Genomic DNA, 16,200 nt, shown 5'->3' with positions numbered 1-16,200 from the left:
CAAAACAAAAAGGCCCCCCGGAAAACCGGGGAGCCTTGAAGTCGATTGCCGTGTCTCGCAGAAACGGACGGGGCTTACATCATGCCCATGCCGCCCATTCCTCCCATGCCGCCCATGTCGGGAGCGCCGGAGCCGCATCCGCAGCCCTTCTTCTCGGGCTTGTCGGCAATGACGCATTCCGTGGTAAGCAGCAGGCCGGCGATGGAAGCCGCGTTCTGCAGGGCGGAACGGGTTACCTTGGTCGGGTCCACCACACCGGCGGTGAGCAGGTCTTCATATTTGTCCGTGGCTACGTTGTAGCCGTCGGCCGCTTTCTTCATCCCCTTCACCTTGGCGACGATGAGGGCGCCTTCACGGCCGGCATTGCTGGCCAGTTGGCGGAGCGGAGCTTCCACCGCACGATAGACGATTTGAGCGCCGGTTTCCTCGTCGCCTTCCAGCTTGAGGGTGTCAATGGCTTTCTGGGCGCGGATCAGGGCCACGCCGCCGCCGGGAACGATGCCTTCTTCCACCGCAGCGCGGGTGGCGTGCAGGGCGTCGTCCACACGGGCCTTCTTTTCCTTCATTTCCGTTTCCGTAGCGGCACCCACATGGATGACGGCCACGCCGCCGGCCAGCTTGGCCAGGCGTTCCTGGAGTTTTTCACGGTCGTAGTCGGACGTGGTGTCCTTGATCTGGTGGCGGATCTGGGAGATGCGGCCTTCAATGTCCGCAGACTTGCCGGCGCCTTCCACGATGACGGTTTCATCCTTGGAGACGACCACGCGCTTGGCCTGGCCGAGGTCTTCAATGCCCACGTTTTCCAGCTTGATGCCCAGGTCTTCCGTGATGCACTTGCCGCCGGTCAGGATGGCAATGTCTTCCATCATGGCCTTGCGGCGGTCGCCGAAGCCGGGAGCCTTCACCGCGCAGATGTTCAGCACGCCGCGCAGGCGGTTGACCACTAGGGTGGCGAGAGCTTCGCCTTCAATGTCTTCCGCGATGACCAGGAAGGGACGGCCGCTCTTGGCCACTTTTTCAAGCAGCGGAAGGAAGTCCTTCAGGTTGTTGATCTTCTTTTCGTGGATGAGGATATAGGGGTTTTCCAGCACGGCTTCCATCGTTTCCGCGTTGGTCACGAAGTAGGGGGACAGGTAGCCTTTGTCGAACTGCATGCCTTCCACCACGTCCAGCGTGGTTTCAATGCCCTTGGCTTCTTCCACGGTAATGGTGCCGTCCTTGCCCACCTTGTCCATGGCTTCCGCGATGATGTGGCCGATTTCGGCGTCCCAGTTGGCGGAAACGGTGGCAACCTGGGCCACTTCCTTGCTGGAGTCAACAGGCTTGCTGATCTTCTTGAGTTCTTCCACCACGGCGTCCGCGGCCTTCATGATGCCCCTCTGGAGGGAGATGGGGTTGGCGCCGGCGGTGACGTTGCGCAGGCCTTCGCGGTAAATGCTTTCAGCCAGCACGGTGGCGGTGGTGGTGCCGTCCCCGGCCACGTCGTTGGTCTTGGAGGAGACTTCCCGGACAAGCTGGGCGCCCATGTTTTCAAACGGGTCTTCCAGTTCGATTTCCTTGGCGACGGTCACGCCGTCCTTGGTGATGAGGGGGGAACCGAATTTCTTGTCGATCACCACGTTGCGGCCGGCAGGCCCCAGCGTGCTCTTGACAGCCTTGGCAATCTGTTCCACGCCGCGGAGCAGAGCCTGGCGCGCGGTTTCGTCAAATTGGATTTGTTTAGCCATAATATCAGGTTATTTTAAAATGATGTTGAGTGAGTGTGTCGTGTGATTTAGCCAATGATGGCCAGAATGTCGTTTTCAGACAGGATAAGGTAGTCTTCTCCGTCCAGCTTGATTTCCGTGCCGCCGTACTTGGAAATAAGAACGTGGTCGCCCGGCTTCACGGTGAATTCAATCAAGGCGCCCTTGTCATCGCGGCCGCCGGTGCCTACGGAGATCACTTCGGCTTCCTGGGGTTTTTCCTTGGCGGTGTCCGGCAGGAACAGGCCGCCGGCCGTCTTGGTTTCAGCTTCAATGCGCTTGACCAGCACACGTTGTCCTAGGGGTTTAATGTTTGCCATAGTATGTTGTTTTTGTGTTGTTATAGATGAATATATGGATGTAATGTTCCGCCGGAGGGGAAGTTGCTCCCCCTCCGGCGGGAAGGGGTTGCTTATTTGTCGTCGTCGACGATTTCGGCGTCCACCACGCGGCCTTTCGCCTTGCGGGGGCCGTCGGAAGCTTCTTCCTCCGGAGCGGCTCCCGGCATGGGGCCGGCTGCACCGGCGGACTGCTGGGCGGCTTCCGCTGCCTTGTAAAGGGCTTCCAGACGGGATTCCAGGTCTTCCTTCCCGGCCTTGATCGCGGTGTATTCCTTTTTGGAGATGGCTTCCTTGAGGTGCATCACCTTGTCTTCGATCTCGCGCTTGAGGTCTGCGGGAATCTTGTCCCCCATGTCCTTGAGCTGGCGTTCCACGGAGAAGCAGAGGGAGTCCGCCTGGTTGACGGTGTCAATTTCCTCGGCGCGCTTCTTGTCTTCTTCCGCATGGGCTTCTGCATCACGCTTGGCGCGTTCGATTTCATCCTTGGAAAGGCCGCTGGAGCCCTGGATGGAAATCTTCTGTTCCTTGCCGGTGCCCTTGTCCTTGGCGGAGACGTGCAGAATGCCGTTGGCGTCAATGTCAAAGGTCACTTCAATCTGCGGCACGCCGCGCGGAGCGGCGGAGATGCCGTCCAGCTTGAAGTTGCCGAGAAGCTTGTTGTCCTCAAACATTTTGCGTTCACCCTGGCAGATGCGGATGTCCACGGCGGGCTGGTTGTCCGCGGCGGTGGAGAACACCTGGCTCTTGCGCACCGGAATGGTCGTGTTGCGCTCGATCATCGGCGTAGCGATGCCGCCCATCGTTTCAATGGACAGGGTCAGCGGGGTCACGTCCAGCAGAAGCACGTCGTTGACGTCCCCCTGGAGCACGCCGCCCTGGATAGCGGCGCCTACGGCCACCACTTCATCCGGGTTCACGCCCTTGTGGGGTTCCTTGCCAGCCAGCGTATGGGCCATTTCCTGCACGGCGGGCATGCGGGTCATGCCGCCCACCAGCACCAGTTCGTCAATGTCCCCGGTCTTCAGGCCGGAGGCGGCGATGCAGTCCAGCACGGGCTTGCGGGTACGGTCCAGCAGGTCTTCCGTGAGCTGTTCCAGCTTGGGACGGCTCAGCGTCAGCTGGATGTGCTTGGGTCCGGAAGCGTCCGCCGTGATGAACGGCAGGCTGATGTCATAGCTCTGGGTGGAGGAAAGGGCGATCTTGGCCTTTTCAGCTTCTTCCTTGATGCGCTGGATGGCGTCCGGCTGGTTGGAAAGATCCATGCCGGAGTCCTTCTTGAACTCGTCCATGATCCAGGTGATGATCGCGTTGTCCCAGTCGTCGCCGCCCAGGTGGGTGTCGCCGTCGGAAGCCTTCACTTCAAACACGCCGTCACCGATTTCCAGCACGGAAATATCGAAGGTGCCGCCGCCGAGGTCGTACACGGCAATGTTTTCATTGGACTTCTTGTCCAGGCCGTAAGCCAGGGCAGCAGCCGTCGGTTCATTGATGATGCGGCGCACCTTCAAGCCGGCGATTTCACCGGCGGCCTTGGTCGCGTTGCGCTGGGCGTCATTGAAATAGGCGGGAACGGTAATCACGGCTTCCGTGATCGTCTCACCCAGCTTGGATTCCGCGTCGGCCTTCAGCTTGGCCAGGACCATGGAGGCGATTTCCTGGGGAGAAAAAGTCTTCTTTTCCCCGCCTACGTCCACGCGGATATAGGCGTCCCCGTTGGGGGCCTCCACAATTTCATAAGGCACCTTCTTATCTTCTTCCGTCAGCTCGCTGTACTTGCGGCCGATGAGGCGCTTGGAGGAAAACACGGTGTTTTTCGGGTTGGTCACCGCCTGACGTTTGGCGGCCTGCCCCACGAGGCGTTCACCGCTCTTGGTGAAGGCAACAATGGAGGGAGTGGTGCGCGCACCTTCGCTGTTTTCAAGTACGGTACCCTGACCGCCTTCCATCACAGCCATGCACGAGTTGGTCGTGCCCAAGTCGATTCCTAATATTTTAGCCATATCGTTATCTTAGATTGTTTTAAATGGATTTCGTTGAGATTTGATTTCCCCATGACCTGAAGTGTCATGCAGGCAAACTCATGTTCTTGCCTCTCTTTCTGCAAATGGCATGCCAGCCTTGTAAGCCCTGTTGAAAAATAAACATAAACAGCATAAATTCATCGTATTATAACATCGCATCATTTCGTCCGCTCTTTTTCCTGCCGAGCAGCAATGGGACATATTGTCACACCAAAAAGAGACAAAATGTCACACGCGGCCATTTTGTCCCACACCCCCCGGACAGCCTATCCCCGGCGCCCGTCACGAAGCTTCCTTGCAGGAGGAAGCTTCCGCTCCGGTTCCGCATTTGCCGTAAGCCAGGCGTTTCATGAAATCCTTGTAAAGCAGCGTTTCCATGCGGCCGTCCCCGTATTCCACCACCGCGCTCATGGTTTCCACCCAGTCCCCGCAATTCAGGTACCGCACCTCCCCCACCATGGTATCCGCCGGATGATGCACATGCCCGGCAATGATACCGTCACACTGCCTTTTCACCGCCAGATTCTGGAGCTGCTCCTCATATTTCCCAATGAAATTGACGGCGGATTTCACGCGGCTCTTGATGGCGCGGGAGACGGAATAATATTCCCTGCCCCGCCAGGCGCGGTATTTATTGTAAAGCCGGTTGACCGTCAGCAGAACGTCGTAGCCCAGGGAGCCGAGCATCGCCAGCCACCGGTGGTTGGTGGAGATGGCGTCAAAACCGTCTCCGTGCACGCACAGGTAACGCCTGCCGTCCGCCGCCCGGTGCACGCACTCCCTGGCCATTTTCAGGCCGCCCAGATGAAAGGGAAGGAATTTTTCCAGAATATCGTCGTGGTTCCCGCGCAGGTACAGCACTTCCACATCCTCCTGCTCCATCTTTTTCAGCAGGGTGCGGATCAGGCGCGTATGCCGCCTGCGCCAGCGGCTGCCGCGGGAGAGGGCCCAGGCGTCCACAATATCCCCTACCAGAACTATTTTTTCCGCACGGACATGCTTCAGGAACCTCCGGCATTCGTCCGCCTTGCAATCCTTCGTGCCCAGATGGAGGTCTGACAAAAAGACCGTGCGGCATTCCAGCACCGCATCCCGCGGGGGGCGGGCGTAGCCGGTTCCATTCTCCTCCCGCGCCACGGAGGCCAGCAGTTCTTCAAACCTGTCATGGATGGAATCCCACGCTCTGGCGCGCACGGTCCTGCGGGCCTGTTCGCCGAGTCTCCGGATCATCCCCCTGTCCTCCAGCAGACGGTGCATGGCGGAGTAAAAACCCTCCGCGTCCCCCTTCTCCGCCTGAAGGCCGTTGATGCCGTCCAGCACCACATCCGCAGAAGCGGCGTACCGGTAGCTGACCGTAGCCAGGCCGCTGGCCATCCCTTCCAGCAGAACGTTCCCGAAGGTCTCCGTCTCACTGGCGAAGAGCAGCACGTCCATGGCGGCGTAATGGCGCGCGAGGTCCTCCCCGCTGCGCATTCCGCAAAACACGGCGTCCGGAAACTCACTGCGCAGGCTGCTCATCATGGGACCGTCCCCCACCACGACCATCTTCATGCCGCAGGCCGGGAACTCCCGCTGCAGGCGCGTGTACAATCCCAGGGCCGTCACCAGGTTCTTCTCTCGGGCCAGACGCCCCACCACGCCGAACACCACTTCATCCCGCCAGGCGCCCCATGACTGGCGCAGGCCGGCATCCCTCCTGGCAGGGTCAAACAAGGCGGCATCCACCCCGCGCCCCATTACGGAGAGGCGTTCAAATCCCAGCCCCTCCAGCGCGCGGCGCATCTCCTCCGTGGGCACCACCGTCATCCCTGCCCGGTTGTGGAGCTTGCGCAGGTAATTCACGGCGGCGGTTTCCAGCCCGGAGAAATGGTAATCCTTCATGTACTGGTGAAAATTGGTGTGGAATCCCATCACCACGGGAATCTCCAGAGCGCGAGCGGCCTTCACGGCGGAGGCCCCCATGGGGCTTTCCGTGGCAACATAAACCACATCCGGCCTCTTCTTCATCCATCTGGAGCGGAACCTTTCTGCGGAAGGCAGCCCTATTTTCACCTCATGATACATGGGGAGGGAGAGAGACGGCATGGCCGTCTCTCCGGGAACGGAAGCTCCGTCCCTCCCGGAAGCCCTCAGCACATGCACCAGATGCCCCCGCGTCCGAAGCCCCCGGACCAGCCGCTCCAGCGTCAGGGCCACTCCATTCACGTCAGGTTCATACGTATCCGTTGCCACATCAATTCTCATGCGCCGGCACCATGGGCAGAAAGGCCTTCCCAGGCAAGCTGAGGAGGGAAACGAAACCGTCACAGGCTGCTGTCATCCGTCCCCGTCCCCAGCAGGAGAAACAACCGTGCCGGACAGATTCCGGCATGTCCCCCCGGCTTTTCCTGCACGGGAAACCGAACAGAGGAGGCGGCCTCCCCCACTCCCTGTTTGGAAGGTGCCGCCGCCAAAACCGCACATTTCCGTAAAAAAACAGACGAATCATTGAATATCAGACGCTCTGAAACTACATGCGGCCATCCGCGCATTATAAATCCGCCGTCAACCAAATTTTTTGAGAAAAAATGATTTTCATCGTATCCAGGACGGGAAAAATCACAATGGAATCCAAAGGCCGTGAAATCTGATATTCTTATTAACCATTGATAATGTTTCTATTATTTATTAAAAAAATTATTCCTTCCCGACAGCCGGATTTATAATCCGCCAAAATGCATGCATACGAGATACATAAAACGGAAATGAAGGAATATTTAGAAAGATTTTTAATAAAAATAATAATGATTCCCATGTTCTGAAAGCCGGGAAAACGTGGCGGAACGCCGGATGCTTATCTCTGCCTTTTCCCGGTCCGGAAACCGCAGCCGGTTATCTCCTTCATTGCTCCTGATACTCTTGCATATTATCCTTCAACCTGCTTTAAACACCCCGGATTAGGAATCCGGCGTCAATACTAGTTTTTCATATCAAGCCTGTTTCTCCAAATCAATCCAGTATTTTCCTAGACGAAAGCCTTGATAAAATATGTTTGTTAGAATAAAGCATAAATACTTGAATATAATGATTGTTCATCTTATTTTAGCGCTGTCGGCCATTTCATCCGGATTCCTAATTCGCTATTGAAACAACCGACCCCCATCCCCTACCCCATTCCCCCAATGAAATTGATAGATTGCTATCGCTATGCAGCCATGCTTTATGCATCCGCCTGCTGTACCGCCTCGCCGCTTTACGGCCCTCTGGAAACAGGCTTGCAGGAAGCCCAGCTTCTGAGTTCCCTGAAAGCCTGCAAATCCCTGGAAGGTCCGGGAACGGACGCCTACCTGAGCCGCACTGGATTGAACGGCGCCTACAAAACGAAAAAGCCCATTGGCGGCCTTTTCTTTTCACTTCATTTTGAGTACAACAAGGATGGAGGCCTGAGAGCCGTCTCCTTTTACTCCAGCACCAAGGCAGGCAAGGATGAATACGATACGCGCCTGAAATCCCTGTACAAGCGCATGCTGAACGGGCTGACGGGCCTCTATGGCCCGCCCATGAATCTGCCGGACTGGATTGAGAAGGAGTCCCTGCCCGCGGAACGCGTGCTGTACATGCACATGTGGCGCATTCAGCCGGGCTGCTTCCTGATGGCCGGCCTGGCCAACATGGGGGCCTCCGGCTACATTCCCGTTTTCCGGATTTCCCCGCCTGCCGGCATGCCGCCCAAGTCCAAAAAGGACAGGGACAAACTCAAATCCGAATGGGCCGCCATTCCCGAATTTTACGAATTCACCAAGGCGGAACGCTTCCTGGCCAATGCGGTGTTCGCCATGTCCCATAAAAAATATCAGGACGCGCTCCAGCTCTTCCAGAAAGCCGCAGACCTGGGCAGCCCCAACGGATACTGGGGACTGGCCTACCTGTACCGGCTGGGACCCGCCGGCGTGGAAAAGAACGCGAGCCTGGCGGATGAACACACCAAAAAAGCGGCCCTGATGGGATTTGCGCGGGCTGCCATGAAATTCGGAAAAACATGGGAGCAATTCTGCAAGAACCAGGATTTCACCGAAGCTGAAGCCAGGGAATGGCAGAACAGGAACCTTCGGGCCGCCAGGGCCGGCTATGCCTCCGAACAATACAACCTGGGCATCATCTACCAGCACGGCTTCGGCGTGGAAAAGAACCTGGCCACTGCCAGGGAATGGCTGGAAAAGGCGGCCTCCCAGGACCATACCCAGGCCAAAGCGGCATTAAAGACGCTGCCGGACACCGGAGCTGGAAACGCGGAACTCTCCTGACCATCTTCCAACAACCAACTCCCCCAATACCAAGCCGGCTGTAGCTTCTCCGGAAGTACACGCAGCCGCTCCGGCAAATCCCTATGAAATGCCAGACCGGCAGGGAGGCGGCCCCAACCGCTTCCCTGCCAAAAAGCCGGAAATGCAACGCCGGAGGAAACCGCGGGAAGCATCAGCAAATGCGGGGCAGCTGCATCCCGGAAGGCATGCCCAGCACCCGTTCCACCCCCAGCTGCCCCGTCATCAGCAGGGGCGCCGTTCCAAACTCTTCCACACGGCCTATGGCGCAGGCCCCGGCGGACACGCCGCAGCCGCGCATCAGGCGCAGGGCCTCTTCCTCATGCTCCCGGGGAAGAATAGCCAGATAACGGCCTTCACAGGCCACTTGAAGAGGGTCCAACCCCAGCAGGCCGCAGGCTGCTCTGACATCCTCCCGCACGGGAATGGACACTTCATCCAGTTTCACCGTCAGGCCGGAGGACTCCGCAATTTCCGAGAGCGTGGCGGTTAACCCGCCACGGGTCACGTCACGCAGGCAATGCACGGGGATTCCGGCCCGGACGACGGCAGCCACGGATTCATGCAGCGGGGCGGAATCACTCTCCAGTCCCTCCCCGAAGGACAACCCGGCCCGCAGGCTCATGATCGTCATGCCGTGCCTCCCCAGATCACCGCTGACCAGCACGGAATCCCCCGGACGGACGGAAGAAGGGCTGATTTCCAACCCATGGCGCACCACGCCCGCCCCGGCGGTATTAATATAAATGCCGTCACCCTTTCCGCGCTCCACCACTTTTGTATCTCCCGTCACGATGCGGACGCCCGCCGCGCGCGCCGCCGCCGCCATATCCTGCACCACGCGGTTCAGCGCCTCCAGCGGAAGCCCTTCTTCCAGGATAAAGCCTGCCGTCAAGTACAACGGGTCCGCGCCGCTCATGGCGAGATCATTCACCGTGCCGTGCACCGCCAGGGAACCGATGCTCCCTCCCGGAAACTCCAGAGGCTGCACCACAAAGCTATCCGTGGTCATCGCCAGCCGCCCCGGCGGAAAATCCAGAACGGCCGCATCATTCTGCACGCCGCCGGAGGGAGTGCCGAATGCGTTCAGAAAGACGGAACGGATCAGGTCATTCATCAGACGGCCTCCGCCGCCGTGGGCCATCTGGATACGGTCGGAAACAGGTTCCGGAACAGGACATTCAAACATGGAATCAACTTCTTTTATAACGGTAATAGGCGGCGCAGGCCCCTTCCCCGGACACCATGGGCGCGCCCAGGGGAGCCAGCGGCGTACAGGACGTGCCGAAAAACGGGCACTCCGCAGGACGAATCAGCCCCCTCAGCACCTGGCCGGCCAGGCATCCGGAAGCTTCATCCGCGCCATGGGCGCTTTTTCCGCATCCGAAACGCAGGGCGGCATCCATGTCCTCCCACTCCCGGCGCAGCCTCATGCCGCCGCCGGGAATCAGGCCCAGGCCGCGCCAATGGCGGTCTTCCGGCTCAAAAACCTCTTTCATCCTTTCCTGCGCCGCCCTGTTCCCCTCCGGCTTCACATAGCGCCCGTAGGCATTCTGCACCGTGCAATCCCCGTTCTCCAACTGGCGGACGCACATCAGGATGCCGCGGAGCAGGTCCGGAGCCTCAAACCCCGTCACCGCCATGGGCGTCCGGTAACGAGCGGCCAAACGGCCGTAATCCCCCTCCCCCATGATGGCGCAGACATGGCCAGGGGCCAGAAAGGCGTCCGGCCTTCCCTCGTCCTGATCCATCAGCCATTCCAGTGCGGGGGGAACCTGAACATGGGCACAGAGCACGGAAAAATTGGCGTAACCCAGCGCGCGGGCCTGCTGCATGGCAAGAGCCGTGGCCGGAGCAGTCGTCTCAAATCCTACGGCGAAAAATACCACTTCCGCTTCCGGATGGCTCCCGGCGAAAGCAACCGCCTCCAGCGGTGAATACATCAAAAGCACGTCCCCGCCGCGAGCCTTGGCGGAAAACAAATCTCCGCGGGAGCCCGGCACCCGCATCATATCCCCGTAGCTGCACAAAACCACGCCGGGCCGCAGGCTTAACTCCACGGCCTGGTCAATCAAATCCACCGAAGTAACGCAAACCGGACAGCCGGGGCCGTGAATCAGACGAAGCCCAGGAGGAAGCAGCTCCTCAAGCCCCAGGGAGGCAATCGCATGCGTCTGTCCCCCGCACACCTCCATCACCGCCCACGGACGCGTCACGGCATGGCGCAGCTCCTCAAGCAACTGCTGAACTTCCTCCTGCATAAGCCATTAAAAATGTTCAATCCGGCAAACGACCCTCCCCTTACACGGGATCGGTATTCTCCACGATCTCCCGCATTTCCCTACGGGTTTGAAGCGCGGTCTTCTCATCCAGCACGCTCAGGGCCATCCCTACATGAACAATAACGTAATCCCCCAGGACGGCCTCCGGCACGCAGGCCAGGTTCACTTCACGGGTCACGCCGCCGAAATCAACCACTCCCAGCCTGAACAGCGGGTCCGTCTCATTAATGCTCACGATCTTTCCGGGAACAGCCAAACACATATTATTATCCTTTCCATTGGCGCACGACTGCCGCAGCCTGCCCCAGGGAAATTCCCCCGTCATTGCACGGCACCCGCTGCGGCAGGGACAACTGGCACCTTCTAGACTGTGCCATTCCCGCCAGGCCTTCAAGCAAAAAGGCATTCTGAAAACATCCGCCGCCCAGCACCAGCCTGTCCAGTGAGAAACGCTCCGCCACGTCAAAAGCCAGGTTCACCAGGCTCTCATGAAACTTGCGGGCGATGCAGCCGCGGGAAACGCCTCTCAGCAGGTCATCGTCCACGGCTTTCAGCATCGGGCGCCAATCCAGTTCCAGCAGGCCGCCCTCCTCATGCATGACCCATTCATACGGTTCCCCCGGCATTTCTTCCCCGGAAACCGCCGCAGCCCATGACTCCAGCATCATGGCGGCATGCCCTTCGCATCCCGCCACGCCGTCAAAGCCGCACCAGAAAGCCATGGCGTCAAACAGGCGCCCCATGGATGAAGTGGCGGGAGCTTGAATATTACGGGCCATCATCGCCTCCAGGGCTTCCCGCTTCTGCAAGGTCATTCCACCCTGCAGACGTTGTTCAAGCCCATCCGTGCGCCACGGCGCCATCTGCCGCGCCAGGGAACAGGCGCACCGGGCAGGTTCCCGGACCGCCTCATCCCCCCCGGGCAGCAAAAACGGCCTGAGCCGCGCCACTCTGCGGGGAGCGCCTTCCTCCTCCATCACAAAAAACTCTCCGCCCCATACCGTCCCGTCCGTGCCGAATCCCGTGCCGTCCCAGGCCGCGCCCAGGGCGGGCAACGGCGTCTCATTCTCCACGGCACAGGCCAGAACATGGGCCTGATGATGCTGCACCGGAACGACTTCCACATTCCATGCCCGCGCCAGACGCCTGCCCAGCGTAAACGAAGGGCCGTCCGGATGGGCGTCCACGGCAATCACCTGCGGCACAGCACCCAGCGTGCGCCCCAGCGTCTCCACCGTCCGTTCAAACGCGTTCAGGGAAGCCGCGCTGTCAAGATCGCCCAGATGCTGGCTCATGACGGCCACGCCGTTCTTCAGCCAGCAAACGGTATTCTTCAACCCGGAACCCAGCGCAAGAACGTCGGGAGCTTCCGCAGACGTGCGCCACACGGGCCGCGGAGCATACCCGCGGGCACGGCGCACCATCATGGCCCTTCCGTCCATGACGCGGACCACGGAATCATCCACGGGCCGCACGACCGGACGGTCATGCACAAAAAACACATCCGCCACATGGCCCAGTTTCTGCAAGCCTTCCTCCACGGAAATGCACAGGGGCTCCCCGCTCAGATTGCCGCTGGTCACCACCAGGGGCTTTCTCCATACATCCATCAGCAGGGCATGAAGGGGGGAGGACGGAAGCATCACCCCCACAAAACGGCTGAACATGCACACGGAAGGAGCCAGGTCCACATCCTTCCTTCCGGGAGCCAGTACGATGGGGGCCGCCGGAGAAGCCAGCAGGCGCTTCTCCTCCTCCGACAAACGGCACAGCTTCCCCGCCGCGTCCACATCCGGCACCATCACGGCAAAGGGCTTGGCATCCCGCTCCTTCAGCCTGCGGAGACGCCTGACGGCGGCTTCCGAAGAAGCGTCCGCCAGCAGTTGAAAGCCGCCCACGCCCAGCAGAGCCACAATCAGGCCGTCCGCCAGCACCCACGCCACCTGTTCCGCGGGAGTGTCAAACCCGTGGCCGAACCCCAGTTCGGAACCGTCTGAAAACAGCACTTTCATGGAAGGGCCGCACGACGGGCAGCCTATGGGCTGGGCATGGAAACGCCTGTCCTCCACATCCCGGTACTCCCTCAGGCACTCCGGGCACATCTGGAACTTCTTCATGCTGGTGCCCGCACGGTCATACGGCATCTCCTCAATAATGGAATAGCGGGGGCCGCAGTGCGTGCAATTGGTAAACGGGTAATGATACCGTCGGGAGGCGGGGTCGCGCATCTCCTTCAGGCACTCCGGACACGGGGCCAGGTCCGGCAGCATCATCGGAACGCCGCCGGGAGTAGAATCGCTTTCCACAATGCGGAACTCTTCAAACCCGGCAGGCTCGCACACGGTCTGCTCCACGCCATACACGCGGGCGTGCTCCGGCAAAGTATCCATCAGCGCGGCAAAAAAACGTTCCGGAGCGCCGGGCTTCCCCTCCACATGGATTTCCACGCCGGACTCCGTATTGCGCACGAACCCCTTCAATCCGTGCCGCACAGCCAAACGGTACACATGGGGACGGAAACCGACCCCCTGGACGATGCCGGCTATCTCAAACTTCAACGCCGCAGCGGCCTGTTCAATGGTGGTGATGGCCATGGTGCTGGATCCTGCCTTCCCGGACGCGGCGCGCGCGTTCCACAATCTCGTCGCACCACGCGTCCATTCCCTCTCCGGTCTTGGAGGACAACTCAATCACGTGCGCATGATGGGCTACCTTGTTCAGGGCGGCCAGGGCGGCGTCCCGGTCAAAATCCACGGCATCCGCCAGATCGGACTTAGTCACCAGGGCCACATCCGCGGAATGGAACATGGGAGGATACTTCAACGGCTTGTCCTCCCCTTCCGTCACGGAAAGCAACACCACGCGCATGCCTTCCCCCAGATCATAGGAAGCCGGGCAAACCAGATTGCCCACGTTCTCAATAATCAGAACGTCAAGATCGTTCAAAGGCATCTTCTTCATGGCTTCTGCAATCATGCGGGCGTCCAGATGACACATGGTGCCCGTCGTAATCTGCACCACGGGAATATCCGCACGGCTCAGGCGTTCCGCATCATTATCCGTCGCCAGATCCCCCACGATCACCCCCATGCGCACACGGCCGCGGAGCATCTCCGCCGTCTTCTGCAGCAGAGAGGTCTTGCCGGACCCGGGGGAAGAAAAAACATTGATAACCAGAAGATTCTTTGCTGCGAAAAAACCTCTGTTGCGCTCTGCCAGCCGGTCATTGGCGTCCAACACAGGAACATGGACGTCCATGCCGTGGCCGTGACTTTCATGGGTGTGCTCACCTCCGCATCCGCATTCTTTACACATAATCAATACTGATATTAGATTCCAAAAAAGAGAAAAAATCTCATTTATCCTACGTCATATCCTGGAGACGGCAAGGTCAAACTCCCCTTGAACCTCATTTCAGGCCCGGACATCCCGGGGCAGAATACGCTATCAAACAATTCCCGGAAAAACCGTTTAAAGAAACAGTCCGAATAAATAAGACAAGTTTACAATGCGGCTCTTCTGGCCTACCATCCCAATCAGGAAAACAGCAATGAAAAACGCGGAAGCAACAGTGGGAAATCTCATTGACCATCAGAAAGTGGCATTCATCAGCTCTATTGATGAACAGGGCTATCCGAATACGAAAGCCATGCTGCCGCCCCGGAAAAGGGAAGGCATCAAGGTCTTCTACTTCACCACCAACACCTCCTCCATGCGCGCAAGGCAATATCAAGACAACCCGAAAGCCTGCATTTACTTTTGTGACCGGAGATTCTTCAGAGGCGTCATGCTTCTCGGCTCCATGGAAGTGCTGGAGGACAGCCTCTATAAGGAAATGATTTGGAGGGAGGGTGACACCATGTACTACCCGGAGGGAGTGACCGACCCGGATTATTGCGTCTTGCGGTTTACCGCCACGCAGGGCAGATTCTACAGCAACTTCAACTCTGAAAACTTTAATATCATATAAAGCTTTCCACGCCACATGGCCCAACCTCCTATAAAGGATTCCGGGGATGGAGGCAGAACGCCGTCCTCCCGGAAAGGTTCTCCGCTGGAAGAGAGAAAAATAAAAACAATCATGGACGTTGAGGAGGCATATTCCGATAAACGGCCTTCCGTTGAAATTCCTTCATCGTAAGCATGTGGACTTGCCAAGGCATGGGAATTCTGTAAACTGTTTCGTCCTCAGACAACATCCTTTTTCCCAGGTTATGCCAGACGCTCGCTTTCAACCACTTCCCGGATTCCGTGATTTTGCACCGGCGGACTGCGCCGTGCGCAACTATCTCTTTAACGCATGGAAGAGGGTGGCGCACCGCTATGGATTCCTGGAATGGGAAGGCCCGACCGTGGAAGCCACGGAGCTTTACCTTAAAAAGAGCGGGGGCGAACTGCCCACCCAGCTCTTCCGCTTTACGGACCAGGGAGACAGGGACATCACCATCCGTCCGGAACTCACCGCCTCCCTGGGCCGCATCGCCGCCGCCTACCAGCGGGAATACACCAAGCCGCTCAAGTGGTTTGAAATCGGCTCCTGCTTCCGTTACGAAAAACCGCAGAAAGGACGCCTGCGCGAATTCTACCAATTCAATGCGGACATTCTTGGGGAAGGCTCCGCGTGGGCGGACTCCGAACTGATTGCCCTGGCCATCGACTGCATGAGGGAGCTGGGCTTTACGCAGAACGACTTCATCGTACGCGTCTCCGACCGCGAAGCCTGGATCAGGTTTGCCGCGGAACACGGCGTGCAGGAACAGGACATTCCCGCCTTTCTGGGCATTGTGGACAAATTTGAACGAGACCGCCCGGAAGAATGCCAGCGCAAGCTGGACGCCTTCCACATCAGCCGCAGCGACCTGATGGCCTTCATTGAGAACCCTCCCGCCGGAGCCTCCGAACGCTATGACATCCTGCTGAAAGACCTGGAAGCCCGCGGACTGGACGGCTACGTCAGGCTGGACCTCTCCGTGGTGCGCGGCCTGGCCTACTACACCGGGCTGGTCTTTGAAATCTTTGACACGCAGCGCAGCCTGCGCGCCGTGGCTGGCGGTGGCCGCTACGATACGCTGGTAGGCGCCCTCTCCAACAATGCGGTGGACATGCCGGCCACCGGGTTTGCCATGGGGGATGCCGTCATCACCCACCTCATTGACCAGACCCCCCATGCCAAGGCGCTGAAGGATGCGGCGCTGGCCGCCGCGGGATGCGACGTCTTCATGGTGCAGGCCTCCGAAAACCGCCGCGCGGAAATGCTCTCCATCGCCTCCGCCCTCCGGGACCAGGGGTACAGCGTGGACCTTCCCCTCACACTCACCAAAATCAACGGCCAGCTCCAGAAAGCCGTCAAATCCGGCGCGCGCGCGGCCCTGATTGTGGGAGACGAATTCCCTGCCCTGGAACTGCGCGACCTGCATGCGCGCTCCTCCTCCACTGTCGCCATGGAGAACCTGTTTGACGCCCTGGCCTCCCTGACCGGCCGTGATTGATACGTTCCTTCCTCCCTTCCA

At 59.1% G+C, this 16,200-nt stretch carries 12 protein-coding genes; 3 read left to right on the top strand and 9 right to left on the bottom strand.

The annotated features are described in order from the left end of the window. Positions 1 to 74: 74 nt before the first annotated feature. From groL to HJW02_RS03135, 4 genes are all read right to left on the bottom strand, one after another. Complete coding sequence (gene groL, locus HJW02_RS03150) at positions 75 to 1,730, bottom strand: chaperonin GroEL (RefSeq protein ID WP_102722434.1); 1,656 nt, start codon at positions 1,728 to 1,730, stop codon at positions 75 to 77. Between the two features lie 44 nt (positions 1,731 to 1,774). Next, positions 1,775 to 2,065, bottom strand: coding sequence for a co-chaperone GroES (gene groES, locus HJW02_RS03145; protein ID WP_022396241.1), 291 nt, complete (start codon positions 2,063 to 2,065; stop codon positions 1,775 to 1,777). A gap of 92 nt (positions 2,066 to 2,157) precedes the next feature. Next, positions 2,158 to 4,086, bottom strand: a complete 1,929-nt coding sequence (dnaK, locus tag HJW02_RS03140) for a molecular chaperone DnaK (RefSeq protein WP_022396242.1) — start codon at positions 4,084 to 4,086, stop codon at positions 2,158 to 2,160. 303 nt (positions 4,087 to 4,389) lie between these two features. Then, positions 4,390 to 6,351, bottom strand: coding sequence for a glycosyltransferase (locus HJW02_RS03135; RefSeq protein ID WP_102722435.1), 1,962 nt, complete (start codon positions 6,349 to 6,351; stop codon positions 4,390 to 4,392). 917 nt (positions 6,352 to 7,268) lie between these two features. Between HJW02_RS03135 and HJW02_RS03130 the strand changes: the two genes are divergently transcribed. Continuing rightward, positions 7,269 to 8,390 carry a tetratricopeptide repeat protein gene (locus HJW02_RS03130; RefSeq protein WP_102720975.1) on the top strand — a complete coding sequence of 374 codons (1,122 nt, stop codon included), beginning with the start codon at positions 7,269 to 7,271 and terminating at the stop codon, positions 8,388 to 8,390. A 172-nt stretch (positions 8,391 to 8,562) separates the two neighbouring features. Here the strand turns inward: HJW02_RS03130 and hypE are convergent, their stop codons facing one another. Genes hypE through hypB form a run of 5 tightly spaced genes read right to left on the bottom strand, consistent with a single transcriptional unit; the run spans position 8,563 to position 13,948 of the window. Continuing rightward, a complete protein-coding gene (gene hypE, locus HJW02_RS03125) occupies positions 8,563 to 9,597 on the bottom strand; it encodes a hydrogenase expression/formation protein HypE (RefSeq protein WP_102720976.1) in 1,035 nt (344 codons plus the stop codon). Between the two features lie 4 nt (positions 9,598 to 9,601). Beyond that, positions 9,602 to 10,669 carry a hydrogenase formation protein HypD gene (hypD, locus tag HJW02_RS03120; RefSeq protein WP_102720977.1) on the bottom strand — a complete coding sequence of 356 codons (1,068 nt, stop codon included), beginning with the start codon at positions 10,667 to 10,669 and terminating at the stop codon, positions 9,602 to 9,604. Between the two features lie 40 nt (positions 10,670 to 10,709). Then, entirely contained in the window at positions 10,710 to 10,952 is a 243-nt protein-coding gene (locus HJW02_RS03115; protein ID WP_102720978.1) for a HypC/HybG/HupF family hydrogenase formation chaperone, read from the bottom strand. A gap of 4 nt (positions 10,953 to 10,956) precedes the next feature. Further along, positions 10,957 to 13,284, bottom strand: coding sequence for a carbamoyltransferase HypF (hypF, locus tag HJW02_RS03110; RefSeq protein WP_022396248.1), 2,328 nt, complete (start codon positions 13,282 to 13,284; stop codon positions 10,957 to 10,959). Next, the gene (hypB, locus tag HJW02_RS03105) at positions 13,265 to 13,948 is read right to left on the bottom strand and encodes a hydrogenase nickel incorporation protein HypB (protein ID WP_240454295.1); all 684 of its coding nucleotides are present in this window, start codon (positions 13,946 to 13,948) and stop codon (positions 13,265 to 13,267) included. Before hypB ends, hypF begins: the two co-directional genes overlap by 20 nt. A 292-nt stretch (positions 13,949 to 14,240) precedes the next feature. Between hypB and HJW02_RS03100 the strand changes: the two genes are divergently transcribed. After that, complete coding sequence (locus tag HJW02_RS03100; protein ID WP_102733120.1) at positions 14,241 to 14,660, top strand: pyridoxamine 5'-phosphate oxidase family protein; 420 nt, start codon at positions 14,241 to 14,243, stop codon at positions 14,658 to 14,660. Positions 14,661 to 14,904: 244 nt separating this feature from the next. After that, on the top strand, positions 14,905 to 16,179 hold the full coding sequence (gene hisS / locus HJW02_RS03095; protein WP_102720980.1) for a histidine--tRNA ligase: 1,275 nt from the start codon (positions 14,905 to 14,907) through the stop codon (positions 16,177 to 16,179). The last annotated feature ends 21 nt before the right edge of the window (positions 16,180 to 16,200 follow it).

The sequence above is a fragment of the Akkermansia sp. GGCC_0220 genome (assembly GCF_017566105.1).
GTDB classification, from domain to species: domain Bacteria; phylum Verrucomicrobiota; class Verrucomicrobiia; order Verrucomicrobiales; family Akkermansiaceae; genus Akkermansia; species Akkermansia massiliensis.
The sequence above is the reverse complement of the archived record's forward strand: the minus strand, read 5'-3'. Positions and strand labels throughout refer to the sequence as shown.